Source organism: Ruegeria sp. YKSD163 (assembly GCF_059612905.1).
In genome coordinates this window covers 140,536-161,904 of sequence record NZ_JBXWRM010000003.1, presented here as the reverse complement: position 1 = coordinate 161,904, position 21,369 = coordinate 140,536, and the positions used below count along the sequence as shown (strand labels likewise).

24 protein-coding genes and 1 tRNA gene are annotated in these 21,369 nt (G+C 62.7%); 11 read left to right on the top strand and 14 right to left on the bottom strand.

The genetic code is table 11. The features are described 5' to 3' along the window. Positions 1 to 91: 91 nt before the first annotated feature. The 4 genes from AC2FNA_RS06085 to AC2FNA_RS06070 are packed head-to-tail and all read right to left on the bottom strand — an operon-like array spanning position 92 to position 3,840. Positions 92 to 1,231, bottom strand: coding sequence for a lytic murein transglycosylase (locus AC2FNA_RS06085; RefSeq protein ID WP_496825149.1), 1,140 nt, complete (start codon positions 1,229 to 1,231; stop codon positions 92 to 94). Between the two features lie 40 nt (positions 1,232 to 1,271). Continuing rightward, positions 1,272 to 2,060, bottom strand: coding sequence for an ABC transporter permease (locus tag AC2FNA_RS06080; protein WP_496825148.1), 789 nt, complete (start codon positions 2,058 to 2,060; stop codon positions 1,272 to 1,274). Further along, positions 2,053 to 2,820 carry an ABC transporter ATP-binding protein gene (locus AC2FNA_RS06075; protein WP_234144550.1) on the bottom strand — a complete coding sequence of 256 codons (768 nt, stop codon included), beginning with the start codon at positions 2,818 to 2,820 and terminating at the stop codon, positions 2,053 to 2,055. Before AC2FNA_RS06075 ends, AC2FNA_RS06080 begins: the two co-directional genes overlap by 8 nt. 6 nt (positions 2,821 to 2,826) lie before the next feature. Further along, entirely contained in the window at positions 2,827 to 3,840 is a 1,014-nt protein-coding gene (locus tag AC2FNA_RS06070; protein ID WP_496825147.1) for an ABC transporter substrate-binding protein, read from the bottom strand. A 164-nt stretch (positions 3,841 to 4,004) separates the two neighbouring features. Here AC2FNA_RS06070 and AC2FNA_RS06065 point away from each other — a divergent pair, with 164 nt between their 5' ends. Continuing rightward, the gene (locus tag AC2FNA_RS06065; protein ID WP_496825146.1) at positions 4,005 to 4,808 is read left to right on the top strand and encodes a methyltransferase domain-containing protein; all 804 of its coding nucleotides are present in this window, start codon (positions 4,005 to 4,007) and stop codon (positions 4,806 to 4,808) included. 10 nt (positions 4,809 to 4,818) lie between these two features. Here the strand turns inward: AC2FNA_RS06065 and AC2FNA_RS06060 are convergent, their stop codons facing one another. The 3 genes from AC2FNA_RS06060 to AC2FNA_RS06050 all read right to left on the bottom strand — a co-directional run bounded on the left by AC2FNA_RS06060 (position 4,819) and on the right by AC2FNA_RS06050 (position 8,117). Further along, the gene (locus AC2FNA_RS06060; protein WP_496825145.1) at positions 4,819 to 5,466 is read right to left on the bottom strand and encodes a GntR family transcriptional regulator; all 648 of its coding nucleotides are present in this window, start codon (positions 5,464 to 5,466) and stop codon (positions 4,819 to 4,821) included. A gap of 44 nt (positions 5,467 to 5,510) precedes the next feature. Next, positions 5,511 to 7,373 (bottom strand): adenylate/guanylate cyclase domain-containing protein, encoded by a 1,863-nt coding sequence (locus AC2FNA_RS06055; protein WP_496825144.1) that lies wholly within the window; start codon positions 7,371 to 7,373, stop codon positions 5,511 to 5,513. Positions 7,374 to 7,436: 63 nt separating this feature from the next. Then, complete coding sequence (locus AC2FNA_RS06050) at positions 7,437 to 8,117, bottom strand: M48 family metallopeptidase (protein ID WP_496825143.1); 681 nt, start codon at positions 8,115 to 8,117, stop codon at positions 7,437 to 7,439. Between the two features lie 100 nt (positions 8,118 to 8,217). Here AC2FNA_RS06050 and AC2FNA_RS06045 point away from each other — a divergent pair, with 100 nt between their 5' ends. Both AC2FNA_RS06045 and AC2FNA_RS06040 read left to right on the top strand, forming a co-directional pair. After that, on the top strand, positions 8,218 to 8,544 hold the full coding sequence (locus tag AC2FNA_RS06045; RefSeq protein ID WP_234144547.1) for a TIGR02300 family protein: 327 nt from the start codon (positions 8,218 to 8,220) through the stop codon (positions 8,542 to 8,544). 178 nt (positions 8,545 to 8,722) lie between these two features. Next, positions 8,723 to 8,798, top strand: a tRNA-Ala gene (locus AC2FNA_RS06040). A 203-nt stretch (positions 8,799 to 9,001) separates the two neighbouring features. Here AC2FNA_RS06040 and AC2FNA_RS06035 read toward each other — a convergent pair. Together AC2FNA_RS06035 and AC2FNA_RS06030 are read right to left on the bottom strand one after the other, a co-directional pair. Beyond that, positions 9,002 to 9,907, bottom strand: a complete 906-nt coding sequence (locus tag AC2FNA_RS06035; RefSeq protein WP_234137133.1) for a LysR family transcriptional regulator — start codon at positions 9,905 to 9,907, stop codon at positions 9,002 to 9,004. A gap of 154 nt (positions 9,908 to 10,061) precedes the next feature. After that, the gene (locus AC2FNA_RS06030) at positions 10,062 to 10,970 is read right to left on the bottom strand and encodes an AEC family transporter (protein WP_496825142.1); all 909 of its coding nucleotides are present in this window, start codon (positions 10,968 to 10,970) and stop codon (positions 10,062 to 10,064) included. Positions 10,971 to 11,113: 143 nt separating this feature from the next. On the opposite strand from AC2FNA_RS06030, the gene AC2FNA_RS06025 reads away from it, so the two are divergent. The 3 genes from AC2FNA_RS06025 (at position 11,114) to AC2FNA_RS06015 (ending at position 12,297) form a co-directional block, all read left to right on the top strand. After that, positions 11,114 to 11,554 carry a DUF4399 domain-containing protein gene (locus AC2FNA_RS06025; RefSeq protein WP_496825141.1) on the top strand — a complete coding sequence of 147 codons (441 nt, stop codon included), beginning with the start codon at positions 11,114 to 11,116 and terminating at the stop codon, positions 11,552 to 11,554. Positions 11,555 to 11,632: 78 nt separating this feature from the next. Next, positions 11,633 to 11,956, top strand: a complete 324-nt coding sequence (locus tag AC2FNA_RS06020) for an NIPSNAP family protein (protein ID WP_496825140.1) — start codon at positions 11,633 to 11,635, stop codon at positions 11,954 to 11,956. Beyond that, the gene (locus AC2FNA_RS06015) at positions 11,953 to 12,297 is read left to right on the top strand and encodes an antibiotic biosynthesis monooxygenase family protein (RefSeq protein ID WP_496825139.1); all 345 of its coding nucleotides are present in this window, start codon (positions 11,953 to 11,955) and stop codon (positions 12,295 to 12,297) included. Before AC2FNA_RS06020 ends, AC2FNA_RS06015 begins: the two co-directional genes overlap by 4 nt. A 59-nt stretch (positions 12,298 to 12,356) precedes the next feature. On the opposite strand, the gene AC2FNA_RS06010 is transcribed toward AC2FNA_RS06015, so the two are convergent. Continuing rightward, complete coding sequence (locus tag AC2FNA_RS06010) at positions 12,357 to 12,986, bottom strand: hypothetical protein (protein WP_496825138.1); 630 nt, start codon at positions 12,984 to 12,986, stop codon at positions 12,357 to 12,359. A 138-nt stretch (positions 12,987 to 13,124) separates the two neighbouring features. After that, positions 13,125 to 15,152 (bottom strand): FAD-dependent oxidoreductase, encoded by a 2,028-nt coding sequence (locus AC2FNA_RS06005; protein WP_496825137.1) that lies wholly within the window; start codon positions 15,150 to 15,152, stop codon positions 13,125 to 13,127. A gap of 135 nt (positions 15,153 to 15,287) precedes the next feature. Here AC2FNA_RS06005 and AC2FNA_RS06000 point away from each other — a divergent pair, with 135 nt between their 5' ends. Next, the gene (locus tag AC2FNA_RS06000) at positions 15,288 to 15,773 is read left to right on the top strand and encodes an RNA pyrophosphohydrolase (protein WP_496825136.1); all 486 of its coding nucleotides are present in this window, start codon (positions 15,288 to 15,290) and stop codon (positions 15,771 to 15,773) included. On the opposite strand, the gene AC2FNA_RS05995 is transcribed toward AC2FNA_RS06000, so the two are convergent. Continuing rightward, complete coding sequence (locus AC2FNA_RS05995; RefSeq protein ID WP_496825135.1) at positions 15,731 to 16,639, bottom strand: EamA family transporter; 909 nt, start codon at positions 16,637 to 16,639, stop codon at positions 15,731 to 15,733. The genes AC2FNA_RS06000 and AC2FNA_RS05995 overlap by 43 nt on opposite strands. A gap of 83 nt (positions 16,640 to 16,722) precedes the next feature. Between AC2FNA_RS05995 and AC2FNA_RS05990 the strand changes: the two genes are divergently transcribed. Continuing rightward, on the top strand, positions 16,723 to 17,232 hold the full coding sequence (locus tag AC2FNA_RS05990; RefSeq protein WP_496825134.1) for a MarR family winged helix-turn-helix transcriptional regulator: 510 nt from the start codon (positions 16,723 to 16,725) through the stop codon (positions 17,230 to 17,232). A gap of 148 nt (positions 17,233 to 17,380) precedes the next feature. Here AC2FNA_RS05990 and AC2FNA_RS05985 read toward each other — a convergent pair whose 3' ends face one another. Beyond that, a complete protein-coding gene (locus tag AC2FNA_RS05985) occupies positions 17,381 to 18,367 on the bottom strand; it encodes an adenosine kinase (RefSeq protein WP_496825133.1) in 987 nt (328 codons plus the stop codon). Next, on the bottom strand, positions 18,364 to 19,008 hold the full coding sequence (nth, locus tag AC2FNA_RS05980; RefSeq protein WP_496825132.1) for an endonuclease III: 645 nt from the start codon (positions 19,006 to 19,008) through the stop codon (positions 18,364 to 18,366). The genes AC2FNA_RS05985 and nth overlap by 4 nt, the downstream gene beginning before the upstream one ends. A gap of 235 nt (positions 19,009 to 19,243) precedes the next feature. Here nth and AC2FNA_RS05975 point away from each other — a divergent pair, with 235 nt between their 5' ends. The 3 genes from AC2FNA_RS05975 to AC2FNA_RS05965 all read left to right on the top strand — a co-directional run bounded on the left by AC2FNA_RS05975 (position 19,244) and on the right by AC2FNA_RS05965 (position 21,369). Further along, positions 19,244 to 19,516 carry a hypothetical protein gene (locus AC2FNA_RS05975; protein WP_496825131.1) on the top strand — a complete coding sequence of 91 codons (273 nt, stop codon included), beginning with the start codon at positions 19,244 to 19,246 and terminating at the stop codon, positions 19,514 to 19,516. Positions 19,517 to 19,531: 15 nt separating this feature from the next. Further along, on the top strand, positions 19,532 to 20,272 hold the full coding sequence (locus AC2FNA_RS05970; RefSeq protein WP_496825270.1) for an extracellular solute-binding protein: 741 nt from the start codon (positions 19,532 to 19,534) through the stop codon (positions 20,270 to 20,272). Between the two features lie 65 nt (positions 20,273 to 20,337). After that, positions 20,338 to 21,369, top strand: coding sequence for an ABC transporter ATP-binding protein (locus AC2FNA_RS05965; protein ID WP_496825130.1), 1,032 nt, complete (start codon positions 20,338 to 20,340; stop codon positions 21,367 to 21,369).

Below are 21,369 nucleotides of genomic sequence, written 5' to 3'. Positions count from 1 at the left end.
AAAGGGCGCCGCGCGCCCCTTCATTTCGCCTGAAATACTCCGGGGGAGTCGCCCATCGGGCGACGGGGGCAGCGCCCCCGCCCCGTTCCGTCTAGCGCAGCATCCGCAGCAGCTCGACCGAGGGCGTGCCGGTCACTGCCAGCCCACGCGCGCGCTGATAGTCACTGATCGCGGCTGTGCTTTTCGACCCGATCACCCCGTCCGCGCCGCCGGTATCGTATCCGGCCGCGCTCAGGCGGGTCTGTAACTCCTTGCGCTCTTCCAGCGTCAGACCGGTCTCATCGGGTCCGAACGATGCCTTGAACGGCCCACCGCCCTTGAGGCGGTCTGACAAGTGTCCCACGCCGATGGCGTAGCTGTCGGAGTTGTTGTAGCGCTTGATCACGTTGAAATTCTTGAACACCGCGATTTTCGGCCCCGGCACCTGCGGTTGCAGCACATTCAGTGGCGTACCCGAACTGGCGGCAGCAGAGCCGACCTCGCCGCCCCAGGGCTGGCCGCGCACCCAGCCCGCATTGGCCAGATAGGCGGCGGTCGAGGCCAGCGCGTCGGTCGGATCCTCGGACCAGATATCGCGCCGCCCGTCGCCGGTGAAATCGACCGCATAGGCCAGGTACGAGGTCGGGATGAACTGGGTATGGCCCATCGCACCGGCCCAGCTGCCGGTCATGTTGCGGGGTGACGTATCGCCGTTTTGCAGGATCTTCATCGCCGCGATCAGCTGCTTTTCGAAAAACGCGCCGCGCCGCCCATCATAGGCCAGCGTCGACAGGGCCGACACGATCGGCACATCGCCGCGCCGGGTACCATAGCGGCTTTCCAGCCCCCAGATTGCGGTCACCACTGCCTTGTCGACCCCATAACGTTGCTCGATCCGGTCCAAGAGCGCGCCGTGCCGGGCCAGCATCTGCTTGCCGGTCGCGATCCGCTCGTCTGAGGCCGCGATGGCCAGGTAGTCTTCCAGCGAGCGTTTGAACTCGGTCTGGTTGCGGTCCCGCTCGATCACCTTGGGGATATAGCCCGCGCCGCGAAACGCGCTGTCGAGGGTTGAGGCGGAAATGCCTTGCGCCGAAGCCCGCCCCTTGAAAGAGGCGACCCAGGCGTTCCAGCCCGCGTTGGGAACGGTGGGCCAGGCTTCTGCCGGTGCGGCGGTGGGCGCGGTCGTAGCCCCGCCACAGGCCGAAAGCGTCAGCGCCCCCAAGCCGAAAGTAAAAAGCCGACGATCAATCATGGTGAATCCTGCTCGTTTGTTTTGCCGCAGGATACCGCGATCAGCTGCGCCAGACCAGCAAGCGTTTCTCGATTTTGCCGATGGCCCAGCTGGTCAGCACGCCGAGGCAGGACAGAATGACCACACCGGCAAAAAGCCGCTCAAGATCATAGAGCGCGCCCGCTTGCAGGATATAGGCGCCGATCCCGTGTTCGGCGCCCAGCATCTCGGCCGCGACCAGCAGGATGATGCCGATGGCCAGCGACACCCGCAGCCCGGACAGGATGCCGGGCAGTGCGCCGGGCAGCACGATCTTGCGCACGATCGACCACCAGCCCAGGCCAAAGCTCTGCCCCATACGAACAAGCCCTCGGTCGACATTGTCGACCGCGCCATAGGTGGCCACCACCGTGGGCGTGAAGGTGCCCAGCGCGATGAGGGCGTATTTCGACCCTTCGTCGATGCCGAACCAGATCACGAACAGCGGCAGCAAGGCAATCTTCGGGATCGGAAAGATCGCCGCCACCAGCGGCACCAGACCGGCCCGGATATACGAGAAGAGCCCGATCAGCACTCCCACACCGATGCCCGCGCTGATGCCCAGCACCGAGCCCACCGCCAACCGGCTGAGCGACGGGAGCAGATGCGTCCATAGCGCGCCGGACCGGGCCAGATCACCCAGCGTGGCGGCCACGTCCGAAGGGCGCGGCAGGGTCAGGTTGGAAATCCAGCCTGTCCGCGTGCCCCATTCGATCAGGAACAGCAGCAGCACGAACACCGCGATGCCAGTGCCGCGCCGCGCCTCGGGGCGGAAACCGCCGCCACGAAAGGGAACCCTGATCTCAGGCATCCAGCAACTCCAGATCGGCGGCTACCGCCTCGTCCCGCATCAGTGCCCAGAGATGGGCCTGGATCGCCTCCAGCCCCGCGTCCCCTGCATGCCGTTCCGACAGCGTCCCCGGCACCTCGATCACCTCGCGCACGCGGCCAGGGCGGCGCGACAGTACCGCGATGCGGTGACCCAGGCGCACCGCCTCGGCCAGGTTGTGGGTGACATAGACGCCGGTAAAGGGCTGCCGCTCCCACAGGGCCACCAGATCCTCCATCAACAGTTCGCGCGTCTGCGCGTCCAGCGCCGAAAGCGGCTCATCGAGCAGCATCACCGCCGGGTTGACCGCCAGCGCCCGGGCAATAGCGACCCGCTGTTTCATCCCGCCCGACAGTTGCCGGGGCAGGGCATCGTGGAAATCCGACAGCCGGGTGCGGGCCAGCACATCCTCGATGATCGCGCGCACCCGGTCGCCCGGCAGACGGTGATCTTCGAGCACCAACGAGATATTGCCCGCCACGCTGCGCCAGGGCAGCAGGGCGAAATCCTGGAACACATAGGTCAGCGGGTTCAGACAGCCCTCGGGCGGGGTGCCGCCTTGCAGCACCTCGCCCCAATCGGGTTGTTCCAGCCCGCCCAGCATCCTGAGCAGCGTGGACTTGCCGCAGCCCGACGGACCGACCACGCACAGGATTTCGCCCGCAGGGATATGCAGCGAGACATCGTCCAGCACCACCATGTCGCCATAGCGATGGGTCAGACCGCGAACCGCAAGTTCCATGTGCCGTCAGATCATCGGTGCATAAGAGCCGTCGACCAGCACCTCGGTCGTGATGCTGTCCTTGACCAGACCTTCGGACTTGAACCAGCCCAGCTGATCCTCGACCGAACCCATGTTCAGGGCTGAATCCTTGTTCAGGCGCATCGCGCCGTTGCGGATGGACTTCTCGGCCTTCTCGAAGGGTTGGTCTGCATAGACATATTTGTGCACCAGCTTGACCATTTCGACCCCGGCCTCGTCCCCGGCGGTCTTGTCCACCAGCGCCGCGTTGAAATCCGCCGCCCCGCGCGAGAAGGCGCGCAGGAACGCCTCGGTCTGCGCCCGTTCTCCGGATGCATTGGCGGCCGAGGTAAACACGGTGGTGACCTGATAATCGGGCAGATAGTCGGCAACCATGCCGATATGTTTCACTGCACCGCCGCCCGAGAGCGCCTTGCCGATATGGGGCACGATGGTCCAGGCATCGACCTGTCCCGATTTCATCGCGCCGATGATCGCGCCCACCTTTTGCAGCGGCGTGAACTTGACCGAGGCGCCCTCGGCCGCCGCGATCTTGGCGCCCATATAGTGGAAGGACGAGCCCGGCTGCGTGACCGCAAAGCTGCGCCCGTCGAGTGCCGCAGCACTGGTCAACCCCGCGTCATAAGCCGCGTTCGAGGCCAGGATCATCTGGCCGTCTATGCCCTTTTCCTCGCTCAGCGCTCCGCCGATGACCTTGGCCGCGCCTTTTTCGGCCAGGCTGATCAGGCCGCCGGTGACCGCGGTCACCGCATAATCGGCGTCACCGCTTGCGATTGCCACCGCCATCGGCTGGGCCGCCTCGAAGAACTTGAATTCGACGTCCAGCCCCTCTTCGGCAAAGTAGCCACGCTCGAAGGCGACGAAGGACGCCGCATGGCTGGTGAAGCGCAATGCGCCGACCGTCATCTTGCTGTTGGCCAGAGCCGGCGTTCCCAGCATCGGCAGCGTGGCGGCGCCACCGATCAACCCAAGCGTACCGCGACGGGTGAAATTTGACATGGTTTCTCTCCCCTGTTGTTCACTGGATAATGTCGCAGTTCTGGAAATCATCCAAGCCCTGTTGGCCAAGCGTCGGGCCATCATGGGTTTCGGTGGCGTCGATTTGGTTCTTAGGCCGTTTCATGGGACACTGACCGGATAACTTGCGAGTTCAGGGGGCCGACATGTCAGATCCGTATTCGAACCTTGCGGCACAGGACCATGCCATTCAAACCGCAATCGCGGATGCAATGGAATTGCGTTGCCTTGACCCGTCACAAGTCGCAATCCGCGAAGCATATCTGCGTGGGTTAGAGTTGCAGCCGGGCGCTCTTGCCGTCGAATTCGGCTCTGGAACCGGCCATGTCACACTGGACCTGATCAGACTTGCAGGCGCCTCAAGCGCGCTGGGGATTGAGCCATCACCCGTCATGGTCGAACGCGCCCGCGCGCAGTTTGCCGCCGAGCCGAATTTGCGCTTCGAAACCGGTGACGCCAGGGATACGGGGTTGCAGGATGCATCCGTGGACATGGTCTTGATGCATACGCTGCTTTGCCATGTTCCCAGCCCTAAGGATGCGATTGCTGAGGCGTTCCGCATCCTCAAGCCGGGTGGGCTTCTGGCGATATGTGACGGGGATTACAGTACCGCGACGACCCAGATCGGGGATTTCGATCCGCTGGAACAGGTTGTGCGATTCATGATCAATCAGAATGTCACCAACCTTTGGATCATGCGGCAAGTCGGCGATCTTTTGACTGAGGCAGGGTTCGAATTGGGTGGTCGACAGGGGCATGGATACGTGGCCGAGGGCGAGGCCGGGTATTTCCTGACCGTCATCGACCGCGGTGCGGACAAGATGGCGGAGAATGGCTTGCTGTTCCCCGAAACGGCGGCGGCCCTGAAATCCGAGGCACGCCAACGTCTGGAGGCCGACAAGTTCTTTGGCTTCATGTCCTATGTGAGCCAGATCGCCATCAAGTCCTGAGGGCTGTTGATCACGTCACCAACAGCCGCAGGCCCTGTGTCACGTCGGAACGCACCGCCAGCCGCAATCCGGGTTCATCGCCCGCCTTCAGCGCGGCGATGATCAGCTTGTGATATTGCGGCGGGTCGGTGCGACGCAGTCGGCCATAGAGCGCGCGCATCGTCGGTCCCAACTGCAGCCAGACGGTTTCCGCCATGGCCAGCATCGCCGGCGCCTGCGCCCGAAGGTAAAGGGTGCGGTGAAATTCCAGATTGGTGCGGATATAGCCCACCGCATCGCGTTTCGACACCATCTCGGCCACGGTGCCGTTGATCGTCTGCAACCGGTCGATCAGTGCCATATGGGCACGCGGCAGGGCGCGGCTGGCCAGTTCCACTTCCAAGAGGGCGCGAAGGGCGGCCAGTTCCTCGATCCGCTCGCTGCTTAGTTCTGGGGTCGAAACTCGGCCCGAGCTGGAAAGGAATAGCGCTCCTTCGGCGACAAGACGACGGATCGCCTCGCGCGCGGGGGTCATCGAAACGTCGAATTCCTTGCCAATGCCGCGCAGGGTCAGTGCCTGACCCGGTGACATTTCGCCATGCATGATGCGTGTGCGCAGGGTGCGATAGACCCGGTCATGGGCGGCGGCTGTCTGGTCGGTCGGGCGCGGGTTCTGCATGTTTCCTTGTGATCACATCTGTGAGCAGCGTCAAGCCGACCGGATCATTCCGGCAGGCCGGCGGTGCGCAAAGCCTGCTCCAGGCGCGCAAGCGTACTACCTTCGCGATAGGGGTAGATATCGGGCAGGTTGGCAATCGTGATGCCGGGTTGAAGCGCGAGCGCCTCGACCACTTCCCATTCGGCATCCTCGGTCTGGCCCATCTCGGTCAGGATCGCGCCTTGCAGCAGACGTTGGCGCAGTGCTTCGGGGTTTCTTTCCAGCGCTTCGGTACTCCACTCCAGCGCTGCTTCCAGGTTGCCAAGGCTGAAATGCACCTCGGCGATTGCATTCAGATAGGGAAACGGCGCCCGCGGGTTCAGGCGCATGGCATGTTCGAACCCGGCCAGGGCGCGCTCCGGCTCACCAGCGTAATGCCAGTTCCAGGCCTGCATTCCGAAACCATCGGCATAGTTCGGGTCAAGCTTCACCGCCTGTGCGAAAGAGGCATCGGCCTTGTCGTATTCCCGGCGAAACATGTGAACCAGTCCCAGCGAGGCATGGACGGCGGGCAATTCGGGGTCGATCGCCACCGCCTGACGGGCGAGCCGGTAGGCGGTTTCCAGCGATTCGGCGCTGGCGGTCAGCGAGACGCCGGTTCGATTGGTATAGGTCGTTGCAAGGATGGCCTTTGCCAGCGCGAAATCCGGATCCAGATCCAGCGTGGACCACAAATAGGCCTGGGCCGCCTTGCGCGATTCATCGTTGAACCGCCAGATCTCCTCCCATGCGCGCAGGAACAGATCGTAGGCCTCCAGATTGTCGGTATGACGCTTTGACAACCGCCGCCGCTGGTCCTGTGTCAATTCGATCTTGAGCGCGTCGATGATCTGCGAGGCGACCTGATCCTGCAATGTGAAGAGATCGCTGAACTCGCGGTCCAGCCGTCCGGCCCACAATTGGAACCCGGTCGTGCCATCGACCAGATTTGCATTGATGCGGACGTGATCGCCGGCGCGCTGCACGCTGCCTTCGACAACATACCGCACGCCCAGAACCTTGTGGACGGTCTGGGCGTCCATCGCCTCTTGCCGGTCGCGAAAGGAAAAGCTGGTATTGCGGGCAATGACCAGCAGACCGCCGACCTGGCTGAGATCGTTGATCAGGTTGTCGGTCATCCCGTCGCTGAAATAGGCCTGATCGGGATCGCCCGACAGGTTGGCGAAAGGCAGTACAACGAGCGAGGGCCGATCCTGAGTGGGCGGCACCGCTATCGGGGCAACCTTGGCCGTTTCGTTGCCAGCGTTGCGACCCAGCACGACATAGCCCAGGCCGACGGCGGCGATGACAAGGAGGACCAGTGCAAGAGCAGGCGCGCGGCGGCGCCTGGGTGGATCTGGCGCGCGGGCTGCATCGGCGCCGGTGCCTTCTGCCGAGAGATGGAACACAGCGACCGGCTCGGCCACGTTTTTGACCATATGCTTGCCGCCATCAACGAAGTGAAGATCGCCTCGTTTCCGGGCCTGTTCATACACGTTTCGGGAAACCGCGATGCCACCGGGTTGAGCCAGGGCCTCAATCCGCGAGGCGACGTTTACGCCGTCGCCATAGATGTCATCCTCATCGACAATCACCTCTCCGAGGTTGATGCCGATCCTGAGTTTCAGCGGATGGTTCCGCATCGCGGTCTGAATTTCGCGTGCGCAATCAAGCGCGCTGGTGACGCTGGCGAATTCCGCCAGAGCCCCGTCGCCGAGGAGTTTGACCAATCGCCCGTCATGGCGTGTCAGCGCAGGTTCGACATGGGTGCGGCGTGCATCCAGGACAAGCGCCAGTGTGCCCGACTCGTCCTCGCCCATCAGGCGGGTAAAGCCGGCGACATCCAGCATCATGATGGCTGCCAACCGTCGCTGTTCCTGTCCGGTCATGCCACCCCGACCCCTCATTCCCCCTGGTCACCTTAGCAACTCACCCTGTTCGGACCAACAGGCTTAGAAGAGGTAACTGTGAAGTTGGGTGCCGTTGTCGCGCAACCACTGGCGCGGCTCCTCATAGGGTCCGTGGATGCGGGTGACCGTGCCCCAGAACCGCGAGGAATGGTTCATCTCGACCAAATGCGCCACCTCGTGGGCGGCGACATAGCGCAGGATCGAGGGTGGCGCGAGAATCAGCCGCCAAGAGAACATCAGCCCGCCCTCGGCGGTGCAGGACCCCCAGCGCGAACGCGTGTCGCGCAGGGTGATGCGGCTATAGGTCTGGCCCAGTTCGGCCGCATAGAAATCGCAGGCCGCTGCCAGTCGGTCGCGTGCCAGTTCGCGTAGGAACCGGTGCAGCCGCGCCTCCATTCCCTGCGATGGCACCTCGACCTGACCCGGGCGCAGCTGGATCCGCCTCCCCGTCGCCGGAACGATACGGGTGGGGACCCCCTCGATCGGAATCGTGTCACCATATCCGGGCTGCCACCGGGGCGCATGCCGGGCCAGATGTCCGCGAATCCAGTCGGCCTTGCTGTGGGCAAAGTCGATGGCCTCGCGCTCGGGCACACCCGGTGGCAGGGTCAGCGTGACCCGCCCGTCCAGTTGTGAAATGCGCAGGCTTATCCGCCGTGCACGCGCCGAGCGTCTGAGCGTCAGCGGCACCGGTGGTTGTCCCGGTAGATGATGCTGCCCCATATCGCGCTCCCTCTGGCGTAAAGGCTTTGACAGTCTGCACCTCATGTGGCACGAGGCCGGAATCGTCGTTGCGACTCACCAGATATCAAGGGGATTTCACATGCCCAAGGAAGAATGGGGTGTAAAGCGCGTTTGCCCGACCACCGGCAAACGGTTTTATGACCTGAACAAGAATCCGATCGTCAGCCCCTATACGGGCGAGGTTGTCGAACTCGATCTCGGCAAGGGCCGCATGATCGCTGCCGATGCCGAAGATGCCGCCACCCGCAAAGCCCGCCAGACCGTGGAGGACGACGAAATCGTGCTGGACGACAGCGATGACGATTCGGTCGACATGGATCTGGATGATGACATCCTCGAAGACGATGATGACGAGGACAGCGTTTCGCTGGACGACATCAAGGATATGTCCTCGGAAGACGAGTGAACCGGATCGGATGCGCGCAAGTCAGGGCGGGCTTTGTCCCGCCCTTATTTCGTGCCCGCCCTGCCGGTTCCAACTGCGGGAAAATCTGCGACTTCGCCGTTTTTTTCGCTTGCACTCCCCCGGCCGCTCTCATAAACGTCCGCTCACCGCAGCGACGCGCATGTTCGCTGGCCGGTCCGGGGCCTTAGCTCAGTTGGGAGAGCGCTTGCATGGCATGCAAGAGGTCAGGGGTTCGACTCCCCTAGGCTCCACCAGATTTCTTCCGAAAATCCAAACCCGCTTCTGTTTGAAGCAGGCCTTTGCTCGCCTCGGCATGGCTGTTTGCACCACTGCCTGACTCCTTCTCTACGTTTTCACTGGTGACAAGGAGGTGCGGTTTTGCCGGTCCGCTCCACAAGAAAAAACCCCGCGCCGGGCGCGGGGCAGTTTTCTTGCCAAGGGAAGCAAGCGGGGAGAATTACCAGTTCATCGGTCCCTTGTCCGCAAAGGAATGGACCAGGAAATCTATGAAGGCGCGCACCTTGGGCTGGGTGAACCGGCCCGGCGGATAGACCGCGTAGATGCCCTGCACTTCGTCGGGCAGCGACGGCATCGCATCTTCGACCAGCCCCTGTTCCATGGCATCGGCGAACAGGTAGCAGGGCAAATACGCGATCCCCAGGCCCGAGATGGCAGCGTTCAGCAGCGACTGACCGTCGTTCACGCTCAGCCAGCCGGCGGTGCGTACCTGACGTTTCTCGCCCGACGGCGCCGTCAGCTTCCAGACATTGCCCGAGGCCTGGCTGGAATAGTGCAACAGCTTGTGTTCGTTCAGATCGTCGATCTTTTGCGGGCGCCCGTATTTCTCGAAATAGCTGGGGCTGGCGATCATCCGCTTGGTGGTTTCGCTCAGCTTGCGGGCACGCAGGGTGCTGTCCTCCAGCTCACCGATGCGGACGGCCATGTCGAACCCTTCCGAAATCAGTTCCACATAGCGGTTGTTCAGGACCATGTTGACGGTGATATCGGGAAACTCTGCCAGAAACCCGGACAGAACGGGCGACAGGTGATTGACGCCGAAATCGGTTGCCACCGAGATCCGCAGCAGCCCCGACGGTGCCGATTGCATCGAGGTCACCAGCGCGTCCGCCTCTCCAGCGTCGTTCAGCACCCGGCGGGCGCGGTCGTAATAGGCCAGCCCGATTTCGGTCGGCGACACCCGGCGCGTGGTCCGGTTCAACAGCCGGGCGCCAAGGCGCGCTTCGAGACTGGAAACATGCTTAGACACCGCGGATTTCGAGATACCCATCTTCTTGGCCGCGTCGGTGAACCCGCCCTGGTCCACGACATTGGCAAAAGCTTCCATTTCTGTCAGTCGGTCCATGCCCGGTTCCTCGGCTGATTGATCTTGCTTGAGGATCACTTATCCGCGCAGATCTGGGCGAGAACGGGGCAGAGCTGGGATAATATCGGGGTTTTGTCGCGGATCGTTTGCGGCAGAGAAACAGGGAAACAATAGGGAAGACCCCTTACAGTTTTCAGAAACTGATGCCGATCATATAGATCCAAAATGGCAAGGTCGCGGCGCTGAGAAGGGTGGATTGGGCAATCAGTGTTGCGACCAGCCTGCGGTCGGCACCAAAGCCCGACGCCAGCACATGCGCCGCCGATGCCGTCGGCAGGGCCGCGAACAGGATCACCACCGCCGCCAGACCGGGACTGGTCCCCAGCAAGCGGCACAGCAACCAGGCTATTGCAGGGGTGAGGAGCAACCGCACCGAACAGAGATAGCCGTTGAACACATCAAGCCGGGTCAGGGCCCGCCAGTCCATGGTGGCGCCGATTGAGAGCAGGGCGATCGGAATGGCGGCGTGGGCCAACATCTGCGCCGGAGCAAGGATCGGATCCGGAATCTTGTACCCGGACAGACCTACTCCCACCCCGGCGACCGAGGCCAGCAAGAACGGGTTGAGCGCGATTTTTTGCACCGTGGCCCGCAGGGTCAGGTTGCCGCCCCGCGACAGGGCGGAGACCGCCAGCAGATTGGCCATCGGAACGGCCATGCCGATGGCCACCGCCATCTGGCCGACATCGGCAAGATGCAGCGTTGGCACCGCGACAAAGGCCATCGCGCTGTTGAATCTCCAGGTGGTCTGCCAGGCCCCGGCAAAATCCAGAAACCGCTCCGGGCCTACTCGGCGGGCCAGATAGCCAAGCATCAACGCAAGCCCCATCACTGTCCAAACGGCCGGCCCGATGCGGATCACATCCTGCACCGCAATCGGCCGGTTGCTGGCGGCAAAGAACAGCAAGGCCGGAAACAGGATCTCGAAATTCAGCTTGTCCAACCCCTGCCAGGCCGCAGGCGTCAGCCGGTCCCGTACCGCGCCGCCCAGACCAACCATCAGAAAGCTGGGCACCAGCCCCATCAGGATTGTCGTGATCATGCCCGCTCCATTTCCCAGCCATTGCGCCAGACCTTGCGTCTCGGCCGGTCAATACACAAGTACGCGTGCCTGTAATCCGTGTTCGCTTCCGGATCCGCGATCGCGTAGGATGCCACCAGTGTTTCAGCAACGAGGAACTGGTTGTGAACAGCTTTCTTGCCGCATTTGGTATCGGCCTTCTGTCGACGGCAGCCCTGGCGGGCGGCGATACCCCCGCCAACCCCGAGGCCCGCGTCTATTTCGCCAATCTCGCCGATGGCGATACCGTGGCCTCTCCGGTCACGGTGATCTTCGGACTCAGCGGCATGGGCGTCGCCCCCGCCGGGACAGAGGCCGAGAATACGGGTCATCACCATCTTCTGGTCGACCGCCCGCCGATGGGTCAGGGCGAAGACGGGGCCGAAGAACTCACCTACGCCCTTCCCGCCGATGAGCACCACCGCCATTTCGGAAAGGGCCAGACCGAGGTCACGCTCGATCTCGGACCGGGCAAACATACGCTGCAACTGGTGATGGGCGACTATACCCATGTGCCGCACACCACCCCGATCGTGTCAGAGGTGATCACGATAGAGGTGAAGTAAGGCCCGAAACTTCGACCGGGGGCGAACCCTCGCCCGCGATCCTTGCCTTAAGACAGGGGTCCAGATGAAAGGACCCCCATGCTGACCTGCATCATCCGTTACCATATCGACCCGACCAAACGGGCCCAGTTCGAACGCTACGCTCGCACCTGGGGCCAGGCGATCCCGCGCTGCGGCGCCGACCTGATCGGTTATTATGCCACGCACGAGGGCTCATCGACCCTCGCCTTTGGCATCTACAACATCCCCAGCCTGGCCGAATACGAGGCCTATCGCGCCCGCCTTGCCGCCGATCCGCTGGGGCGGCAGAATTACGACTTCGCCCAGTCCGAGAAGTTCATTTTGCGCGAGGACCGGACATGGCTCAAACTGGTCTCAACCCCGCATGGAGAGCCGACATGATCGCCGTCATCTTCGAAGTCGAACCCGCCCACGGGCAGCAGGAGGCCTATCTCGATCTCGCAGGCCGGATGCGCGCCCTGCTTGACGATATGCTGGGCTTCATCTCGGTCGAACGGTTCCAGAGCCTCACCACTCCCGGCAAGCTTTTGTCGCTTTCCTTCTTGGAGGATGAAGAGGCCGTCACCCGCTGGCGCCAGTTCGCCGCCCATCGCGGCGCCCAGACCCGCGGGCGCGAGGCCCTCTTCGCCGACTGCCGCCTGCGCGTGGCGGGCGTGATCCGCGACTATGGCATGGCCGAACGCGATCAGGCCCCCGACGACAGCCGCTCAAGCCACGGCTAGAACAACCAGCGCAACAGATGTTTCAACCGACAGGGGGCGCGGTCCGATCCGTGTGGCGGTCAATCGTCCCCGGCACCGCTCCGCAATTTGCCTAGAACGACAGGCGAATACTGCGCCGCGCCGCCCGGCCCGAACACATGTTTCTGGATGCGCTCGAACGCTTCGAGATATTTGGTGTACGAGGTCAGGTCGACCCCGCTCGGCGCGGGCAGCATATCGCCCAGCGCCCCGGTATAGCCCCGAACGCTGATCTCCATCTCGGCGCGCGACAGGCCCAGCTGCGCCTCGGCGGCGATATTGGCCACCGAAACCTGCGCATCCGATTTGAAACTGGTGGCCTCGATCTTCAACAGAACCGCAACGCCGATTTCCACTTGCAGGCCATCGACCGTCCCCACCATGAACGATTTCGCCTCCTGCAACACGCCCACCGACTTGCCGCTGGCCTGCGCACTGAACAGGCTGTTGAACCAGCTGACCTTGCCGCTTGCCTCGCGGGTAAACGCCACCGCGCGCACATAATGCTGATCGAGCGCAACCGGATCACCCGGTTGCAGACCGTTCTCGCCGCCCAGGCCAAGCCCTAAACCCTCGGTCTGCGGGCCGCCGGGATCGCCGGTGCGGAACCGATAGCCCGAAAACAGCGGGTCACCGGCAGAGAGAGGTTCATAAAGCGCTTTTTCCGACATGAGCGTTCAATCCTTGCAACCAATGGCTGAACACTACCACAAGACCCGCCGGCGGCCCAAACGCTTTGCCCTTCATTTCGCCACAAATACTCCCGCCGGAGGCAGAGATTTTTCGACGAAAAATCTCTCCCGCCCGGATCAGAACGACAGCGCCAGCCGGGTGCCCTGGTTGATCGCCCTCTTGGCGTCCAGTTCGGCGGCCACATCCGCCCCACCGATCACGTGACAAGGCACGCCCTTGGCCCCCAGCGCATCCGCCAGCGACCGGTCCGAGACCTGACCTGCACACAGAACCACCGTGTCGCAGGCGATGAGGGTGGGGTTCTCCCGCGCCTCACCAAAGCTGATATGCAGGCCCTCGTCGTCGATCTTCTCGTAGTTCACGCCGCCCACGAAATTGACGCCCTTCATCTTCAGCGTCGCGCGGTGGATCCAGCCGGTGGTCTTGCCCAGATCCTTGCCATGCGCCTTGGCTTTGCGCTGCAACAGCGTCACCTCGCGCTCGGGCTTGGCGGGTTGCGGCCCCTCGGGCGCCAGGCCCGAGCGGTGCTCGCCCGGGTCGCTCACGCCCCATTCCTTCAACCACAGCGGCAGGTCGGTCGCCGGGCTGTGGCCCTCTTCCAGCAGGAACTCGGACACGTCGAACCCGATGCCGCCCGCGCCGATCACCGCGACCCGCTTGCCCACCGGCTTCTTGTGGCGCAACACGTCGATATAGCTCAGCACATTGGCGCGGTCCTGCCCCGGAATTGCCGGATCGCGCGGGCTGACCCCGGTGGCGATCACCACCTCGTCAAAGCCCGCCAGATCACCGGCGCCAACCGCCTGGCCCAGTTTCAGGGTCACACCCAGATCGGCCAGCATCACCCGGTACCAATCCACGAGGCCCCAGAATTCTTCCTTGCCCGGCACCTGCTTGGCCATGTTCAGCTGGCCGCCGATCTCGTCCGACTTGTCGAACACCGTCACCGCATGGCCGCGCTGCGCGGCGGTGATCGCTGTCGACAGGCCCGCAGGACCGGCCCCCACGATTGCCACCTGTTTGGGCGCCGCCGCCTTCTCCACCACCAGTTCGGTTTCATGGCAGGCGCGCGGGTTCACCAGGCACGAGGTCAGCTTGCCTCCAAACGTATGGTCCAGACAGGCCTGGTTGCAGGCGATGCAGGGCGCGATGCGGTCGCCCTGTCCCGCCGCCGCCTTGTTGACGAAATCCGCATCCGCCAGCATCGGGCGGGCCATCGACACCATATCGGCGCAGCCAGTTGCCAGTACCTCTTCGGCCACTTCGGGCGTGTTGATCCGGTTCGAGGTGATCACCGGGATCGAAACCTGCCCCATGAGTTTCTTCGTGACCCAGGCAAAGGCCGCGCGCGGCACGCTGGTGGCAATGGTCGGAATCCGCGCCTCATGCCAGCCGATGCCGGTATTGATGATGGTGGCGCCGGCCTTTTCGATCTCTTTCGCCAGCTGCACCACCTCGTCAAAGGTCGAGCCATTGGGGACAAGGTCGATCATCGACAGGCGATAGATGATGATGAAATCACGGCCCACAGCCTCGCGAGTGCGGCGCACCACCTCGATCGGCAGGCGCATCCGGTTCTCGTATGACCCGCCCCAGCGGTCGGTGCGCTTGTTGGTATGGGTGACCAGGAACTGGTTCAGGAAATAGCCCTCCGACCCCATGATCTCGACCCCGTCATAGCCCGCCTGCTGCGCCAGCACCGCGGCATTGACGATATCGGTAATCTGCTTTTCGATCCCTTCCTCGTCCAACTCGGTCGGCGGGAACGGAGAGATCGGCGATTTCACCGGGCTGGGCGCCACGCATTTCGGCCCATAGGCATAGCGCCCCGCATGCAGGATCTGCATCGCGATCTTGCCGCCCGCCTCATGCACGCGCGCGGTGACGATGGAATGGTTCGCGACATCCTTGTCGCTGGTCATCATCGCGGCGCCAGGCAGGACAGACCCTTCCATGTTCGGACCGATGCCGCCGGTCACCATCAGCCCCACGCCACCCCGCGCGCGGTCGGCATAGAATTCGGCCACCCGGTTCCAGTCGCGGGTCTCTTCCAGCCCGGTATGCATCGAGCCCATCAACACGCGGTTCTTCAACGTGGTAAAGCCCAGATCAAGCGGCGCAAGCATGTGTGGGTACGCAGTCATCGGAATTACTCTCCCTCGGATTTGACGGGCAGGATCACCATAGCCCGTGCCCCTGTCACGCGAAACCCGACGTCACCCCCTTTGCCGCCGTAGCGTCGCTTGCTAGACAGGGCCAACCCAAAGGAAAGATATCCGATGACACCCGAAGAGATTGCCGAGCTCCCCTATCGCCCCTGCGTGGGTGTGGTCCTGATGAATGGCGATGGGTTCGTCTTTGTCGGCCAGCGCATGGACCAGAACACCGATGCCTGGCAGATGCCCCAAGGCGGGGTGGACGAGGACGAGGACCCCTTCGAGGCTGCCCTGCGCGAGCTATGGGAAGAGACCGGCGTGACAGCGGATCTGGTCGAGATGGTCGCCGAGACCGAGGGCTGGCTGCCCTATGACCTGCCGCATGACCTTGTGCCGCGGATCTGGAAGGGGCGCTATCGCGGGCAGGAGCAGAAATGGTACCTGTTCCGCTTCACCGGCCGCGACGATCAGATCGACATCAAAACCGAACACCCCGAATTCAGCCGGTGGAAATGGCAGGATCCCGGCCGGCTGGTGGCCGAGATCGTGCCGTTCAAGCGTGACGTCTACGAGCGTGTCGTTGCGGCCTTTGCCCCGCATCTGGGCTGAGCAAAGCGCAGTCGCCGGGGCGCGTGCGCCGGGCGCTGCCCGATCCACACCGCGCCCAGCACGATGATCGCGCCCAACCCCTGAACCGGGCTCAGGGATTCGCCCAGCGCCAGCCAGCCCAGGATCACCGCCGTCAACGGGCTGAGGATGCCGAGCAGCGAGACCGCCGCCGGTTCGATCCGGGCCAGACCGCGAAACCACAGGACATAAGTCAGCGCGCCGCCGACCAGGCCAAGCCAGGCCAGTGCTGCCAGATTGATCAGGCTCAGCCCCGGCCAGTCGGGCGCGGCCAGCCAGGCCACCGGAATCATCAACAGACCACCGGCAGTCAGCTGCCAGGCAGTGAATGTGACCAGCGGCACATCAGGCCGCCATTTGCGGGTCAGCACCACGCCCACCGCCATCGACAGCGCGCCACCCAGCCCGGCCAGTACGCCGATCCAATCCAGCCGCGCCTCGGGCCCCAGCAGCAACAGCGCCACGCCGACGATTCCAGCCAACGCCGACAGCACCGCGCCCAGCCGGATCTGCGTGCCCAGTGCCACTGCCGAAAGGAAGACGACGATCAGCGGCTGCACCGCACCCACCGTCGCGGCAACCCCACCCGGCAGGCGATAGGCGGCAACAAAGAGCAGCGACCAGAACACCGCAAAGTTCAGCGCGCCCAGGATCAGCAACTGCCCGATCCAGGCCCGAGGCGGCAATTGACGCACCAGCAGCATCAAAAGCAACCCAGCAGGCAGCGCCCGCAGCAGCGCCACGACAAAAGGCGAATGCGCGGGCAGGAACTGGGTGGTGACGATATAGGAACTGCCCCAGATGGCCGGGGCGATTGCGGTCAGGGCGATATCCGTTGTCCGTGACATGGGGGGCCTCATCAATTTATCTCGACGTCGAGATAACATCATTTATCTTGACGTCAAGATAAATCGACGAAATAACCCGGATCATGGATCATGTAGACCTTATCACCCGGCAATGGGCGGCCGAGCGCCCCGACCTCGACACGCGGGCAATGGCGGTGATCGGCCGGGTCGCGCGGCTGTCGATGGCTTTTGGACAGGGGATGCAGGAAAACTTTGCCCGATACGGGCTCAACCCGGCCAAGTTCGACGTTTTGGCTACGCTCCTGCGCTCAGGCCCGCCTTATGCGCTGTCCCCCGGCGCGCTGCTTGATGCGACCATGGTCGCCTCTGGCACCATGACCAACCGGATCGACCGGCTGGAACAGGACGGACTGGTCGAACGCCGAAAGAACCCTGAGGACAGCCGCAGCGTGATCATCGCGCTCACCCCCAGGGGGCTGACCCTGATCAACGAGATGATGGCCGCCCATGTGGCGACGCAGGCGCAACTCCTCAAGGGGCTGGCGGCAGAGGAACAGACCATGCTGTCCACCCTGCTGGCCAAGGCGCTACACAGTGCCGAGTCTGCAAACGGGCGTGCTGACCAAGCGTAGCCAGACAATCAGGCGCCGGATGTTTCGACCTAAGCACGTGGATCACCAGCAAGGTGCAGCGCCCAGCCCGTGCTTCTTTCTGGTCCAAAATACTCCGGGGTGAATTGCCCGCAGGGCAAGAGGGGCAGCGCCCCTCCCGGGCCCGAGATCAGAGCAGCCCGTTTTCCTTCAGCAGCTCGACCATGTTGGTCTCGGGGCGCGGGCCGATATGGCCGATCACCTCGCCGGCGCAGACATTGCCGATCCGGGCGCAGGTCTCGTAATCGCGGCCAGTGGCCATGCCAAACAGAAAGCCCGCGGCGAACTGATCACCCGCGCCGGTGGCATCCACCGGTACCACCTTTTCCACCGGCACGTCGATGCGCAGCGTGCCGTCCATCACCGTCACCCCGTCGCCCGAGCGGGTGCAGACCACCAGCGGGCAAATGCCCGAGGTGAGCATCAGCGCATCGTCCAGATGGTCGGTCTCGAACAGCGACTGGATCTCGGCCTCGTTGCCGATCACGAAATCCAGATCGTGCTGGATCAGCGACAGGAAATCGGCGCGGTGCCGGTCGACACAGAACGGGTCCGAAATCGCGATCCCCGCTTTGCCACCCGCCGCGCGGGTCGCCCGTGCCGCCTCGCGAAAGGCCGATTTCCCGGCGTCGTGGTCGAACAGATATCCTTCGAGAAACATCAGCTTCGCGTTGCCCGTCACCTGCTCCGGCACATCCGCCGAGCTTAGCGTGGTCGAGATGCCCAGATAGGTGTTCATCGACCGCTCGCCATCGGGCGAGACAAAGATCATCGAGCGCGAGGTTGCCAGTTCCCCCGCCACGGGCGGATTGACGAAGTCGATACCGCCCTCGTTCATCGCGTCGGCATAGAAATGACCCAGCGCATCGTCGCGCACCCGCCCGATAAACGCCGTATCCAGACCCAGCGCGCCCGCGCCCGCGATGGTGTTGGCGACCGAGCCGCCCGGCGTCTGCACTCGCTCCTTCATCGAGGCATAGAGCACCTCGCCGCGCTCCTGCTCGATCAGCTGCATGATGCCCTTCTCGATTCCCATCAGGTCGAGAAAGCTGTCATCGGCTTGCGAGATCACATCGACAACGGCATTGCCGATGCCAACGACATCGTAGGTCTTCATAGGGTCTTGTCCTCGAATTGGCACAGATCGCGGATGAGGCAGGTGCCGCACATCGGCTTTCTGGCTTTGCAATGGTAACGGCCGTGCAGGATCAGCCAGTGATGCGCATGTTGCTGGAAGTCGGCCGGGATATTGTCTTCGATGGCGCGCTCGACCGCGTCCACATCCTTGCCCGGACAGATGCCGGTGCGATTGCCGACGCGAAAGATATGGGTGTCCACCGCCTGCGCCGGCATGTGCCACCACATGTTCAGCACCACGTTGGCGGTCTTGCGACCGACACCGGGCAGCGATTGCAGCGCGGCGCGCGAATTGGGTACCTCGCCGCCATATTCCTCGACCAGGATGCGGCTCAACTTGATGACGTTCTTGGCCTTCTGCCGGAACAGGCCAATGGTCTTGATATGCTCGGTCACGCCCTCTTCGCCCAGCGCCAACATCTTTTCCGGCGTGTCGGCGATCTTGAATAGTTCGCGGGTGGCCTTGTTCACGCCCGCATCGGTGGCCTGCGCGCTCAGCGCGACCGCTACCACCAGCGTATAGGCATTCACATGCTCCAGCTCGCCCTTGGGTTCGGGATCGGCGGCCTGGAATCGGGTAAAGATCTCGCGGATCGTATGGTAATCAAGTTGCTTTGCCATCCGAGCCTTAATGCCCTGCCCGGCAATCCCCCGCAATTGAAAAGACAGCGCCTAGGCTCCAATCAGCGGTAACGCCTATTGTCCTGAACGCTGGAACCTTTCCCATCAGCAAAGCATTCCTGCGACCGTTCAAAACAATAGCTTCTCGCTATTGAATCAGAGTCATCCAATATTGGATCGCTTTTAATCTGGTGCATAGCCTGGGTTGGATCAGTTATCAGTTTTGGAGACCGGAATGACCAAGAACAAGGCAACACTCTTCGGCGCCGCCCTTGCGGTCGCCTCCATTCCTGCTGGCGGTGCATACGCGGCTGACTTGACGATCTCTCTTTGGGGCGGTGGCTATGCAGAGGATTTCACCGAGAACCTGATCGTTCCGTTCGAAGAGGCCAACAATGTCGAGATCGTCGTGGATCGTGGACACTCGTCGGAACGGCTGAGCAAACTGATCGCGACGAAGGGGCGCGGCACCGACGTTGTCTTCCTGTCGGATTTTCAGATGTACTAGGCCTATCAGCGCGGGCTGATCGCGAATTTGAACCCGGAGAACGCCCCCAACCTCGCCAACCTGCGTGACTTTGCCAAAGATCCGATGGGTGACGGTGCCTGCCCGGCCTTTGTCGTGCTTGGCGCGGGCCTTGCTTATAACACCGACGAGTTCGGTGACGGGGCAGAGTTTTCCTGGGCCGACCTGCTGCGCTCTGACCTGAAGGGCAAGGCGGGATACCCAGATATCGGCATCTCCTATGCGACCATGCTGGCTGTGAAGATGGCCGAACTCAAAGGCGGCGGCATCGACAACATCGCGCCGGGGCTCGAAGCCGTCAAATCGGCAAAGGACAGCATCCAGTTCTATCAGAACGCCCAGATCCTGGAGAGCGAGGTGCGCGGCGACGTGTCCATGGCGCCTGAACTGAACATCTTTGTGCGCAAGGAAGACGGGATCCCGATGGATTTCGCCTGGCCCGAAGAAGGCGGCATCGGCATCCTCAATCTCATGTGCGTCGTCGAAGGCTCGCCAAACGCTGAATTGGCCGAAAAGTTCATCAACTACATGATGTCGGACGAAGTTCAGACAAAGCTCTTGGTCGAACAGGGCGAAACGCCGGTATCGGCCAATGTCGATTTCTCGGTCGTCGAACCATCCTCGAATTCGCTGTCGATCGATGATCTCGAAAAGCTCAATTTCTGGGACATCAAGACCATCGCCGCAAACAAGGCGGATTGGGTTCAGCTTTGGCAGGAAACCGTCATCGCGAACTGAGTCTCTCCCTGAGCGGGGCGTTTCAAGGAGATCGAGACGCCCCGCAACACCAATCGGAGTTGTCCATGTCCTCGGTTGAAGTCAGAAATCTTGTCAAGAAATACGACGAGTTCACCGCCGTGCGGGACGCGAGTTTTCGGGCGGAAACCGGCAGCCTGATCAGCATTCTCGGGCCGAGCGGATGCGGCAAGACAACGACATTGCGCGCCATTGCCGGCTTCGAGACCGCGACATCAGGCGATATCCTGCTGGACGACAAGCCGGTCAACGACATCCCGCCCTGGCGACGCAACATCGGGATCGTCTTTCAGTCTTATGCCCTGTTTCCCTTCATGACCGTGGTCGACAATGTCGGTTACGGGTTGAAGATGCGCAAGATGGACAGGGATCAGATCGCCCGCAAGACGGATGACGCCCTGAACCGCGTCGGATTGCCTGACAGCCATCTGAAATACCCCCGCCAGCTCAGTGGAGGTCAGCGGCAGCGCGTCGCGCTGGCGCGCGCACTTGTTATCGAACTCGCTGTCATGCTTCTTGACGAACCTCTATCGGCGCTTGACGCCAAGCTGCGCGACGAAATGCGGTTCGAGTTGAAACGGATTCAGCGCCAATCGGGCGTGACCACCTTGCTGGTGACGCATGATCAGGAAGAGGCGTTTACCCTGTCGGACCAGATCGTCGTGATGAACAACGCGGTCGTCAAACAGGTCGGCAGCCCGCGCGAGATCTGGGATAACCCCAACTGCGCATTCGTGGCCGATTTCATTGGGATCGAGAATATCCTCCCAGCAGAGCGAACATCGGACGGGGTTCGCATCGCGGGGCACGAGTTTGCCGCCCTGTCCGATACGGTCTCGGGAACCGATATCATGGCGGCGTTTCGCAGCAGTGATCTGGAACTGGCGGGAGACGAAACCGGGCAATTCGCGGGACAGGTAGTCGGCGAGGCCTATACGGGCAACTACAATGTCTACCAGGTGCAGACCGACTTGTCGGAGGCGCCCATCATTCTCAAGACCGGGAAAGGCCAACGGCTGAGCGGGAATACTAACCTGAAGCTTCCGCCGGATCGTATCAAGATCCTGGAGCGGGACTGA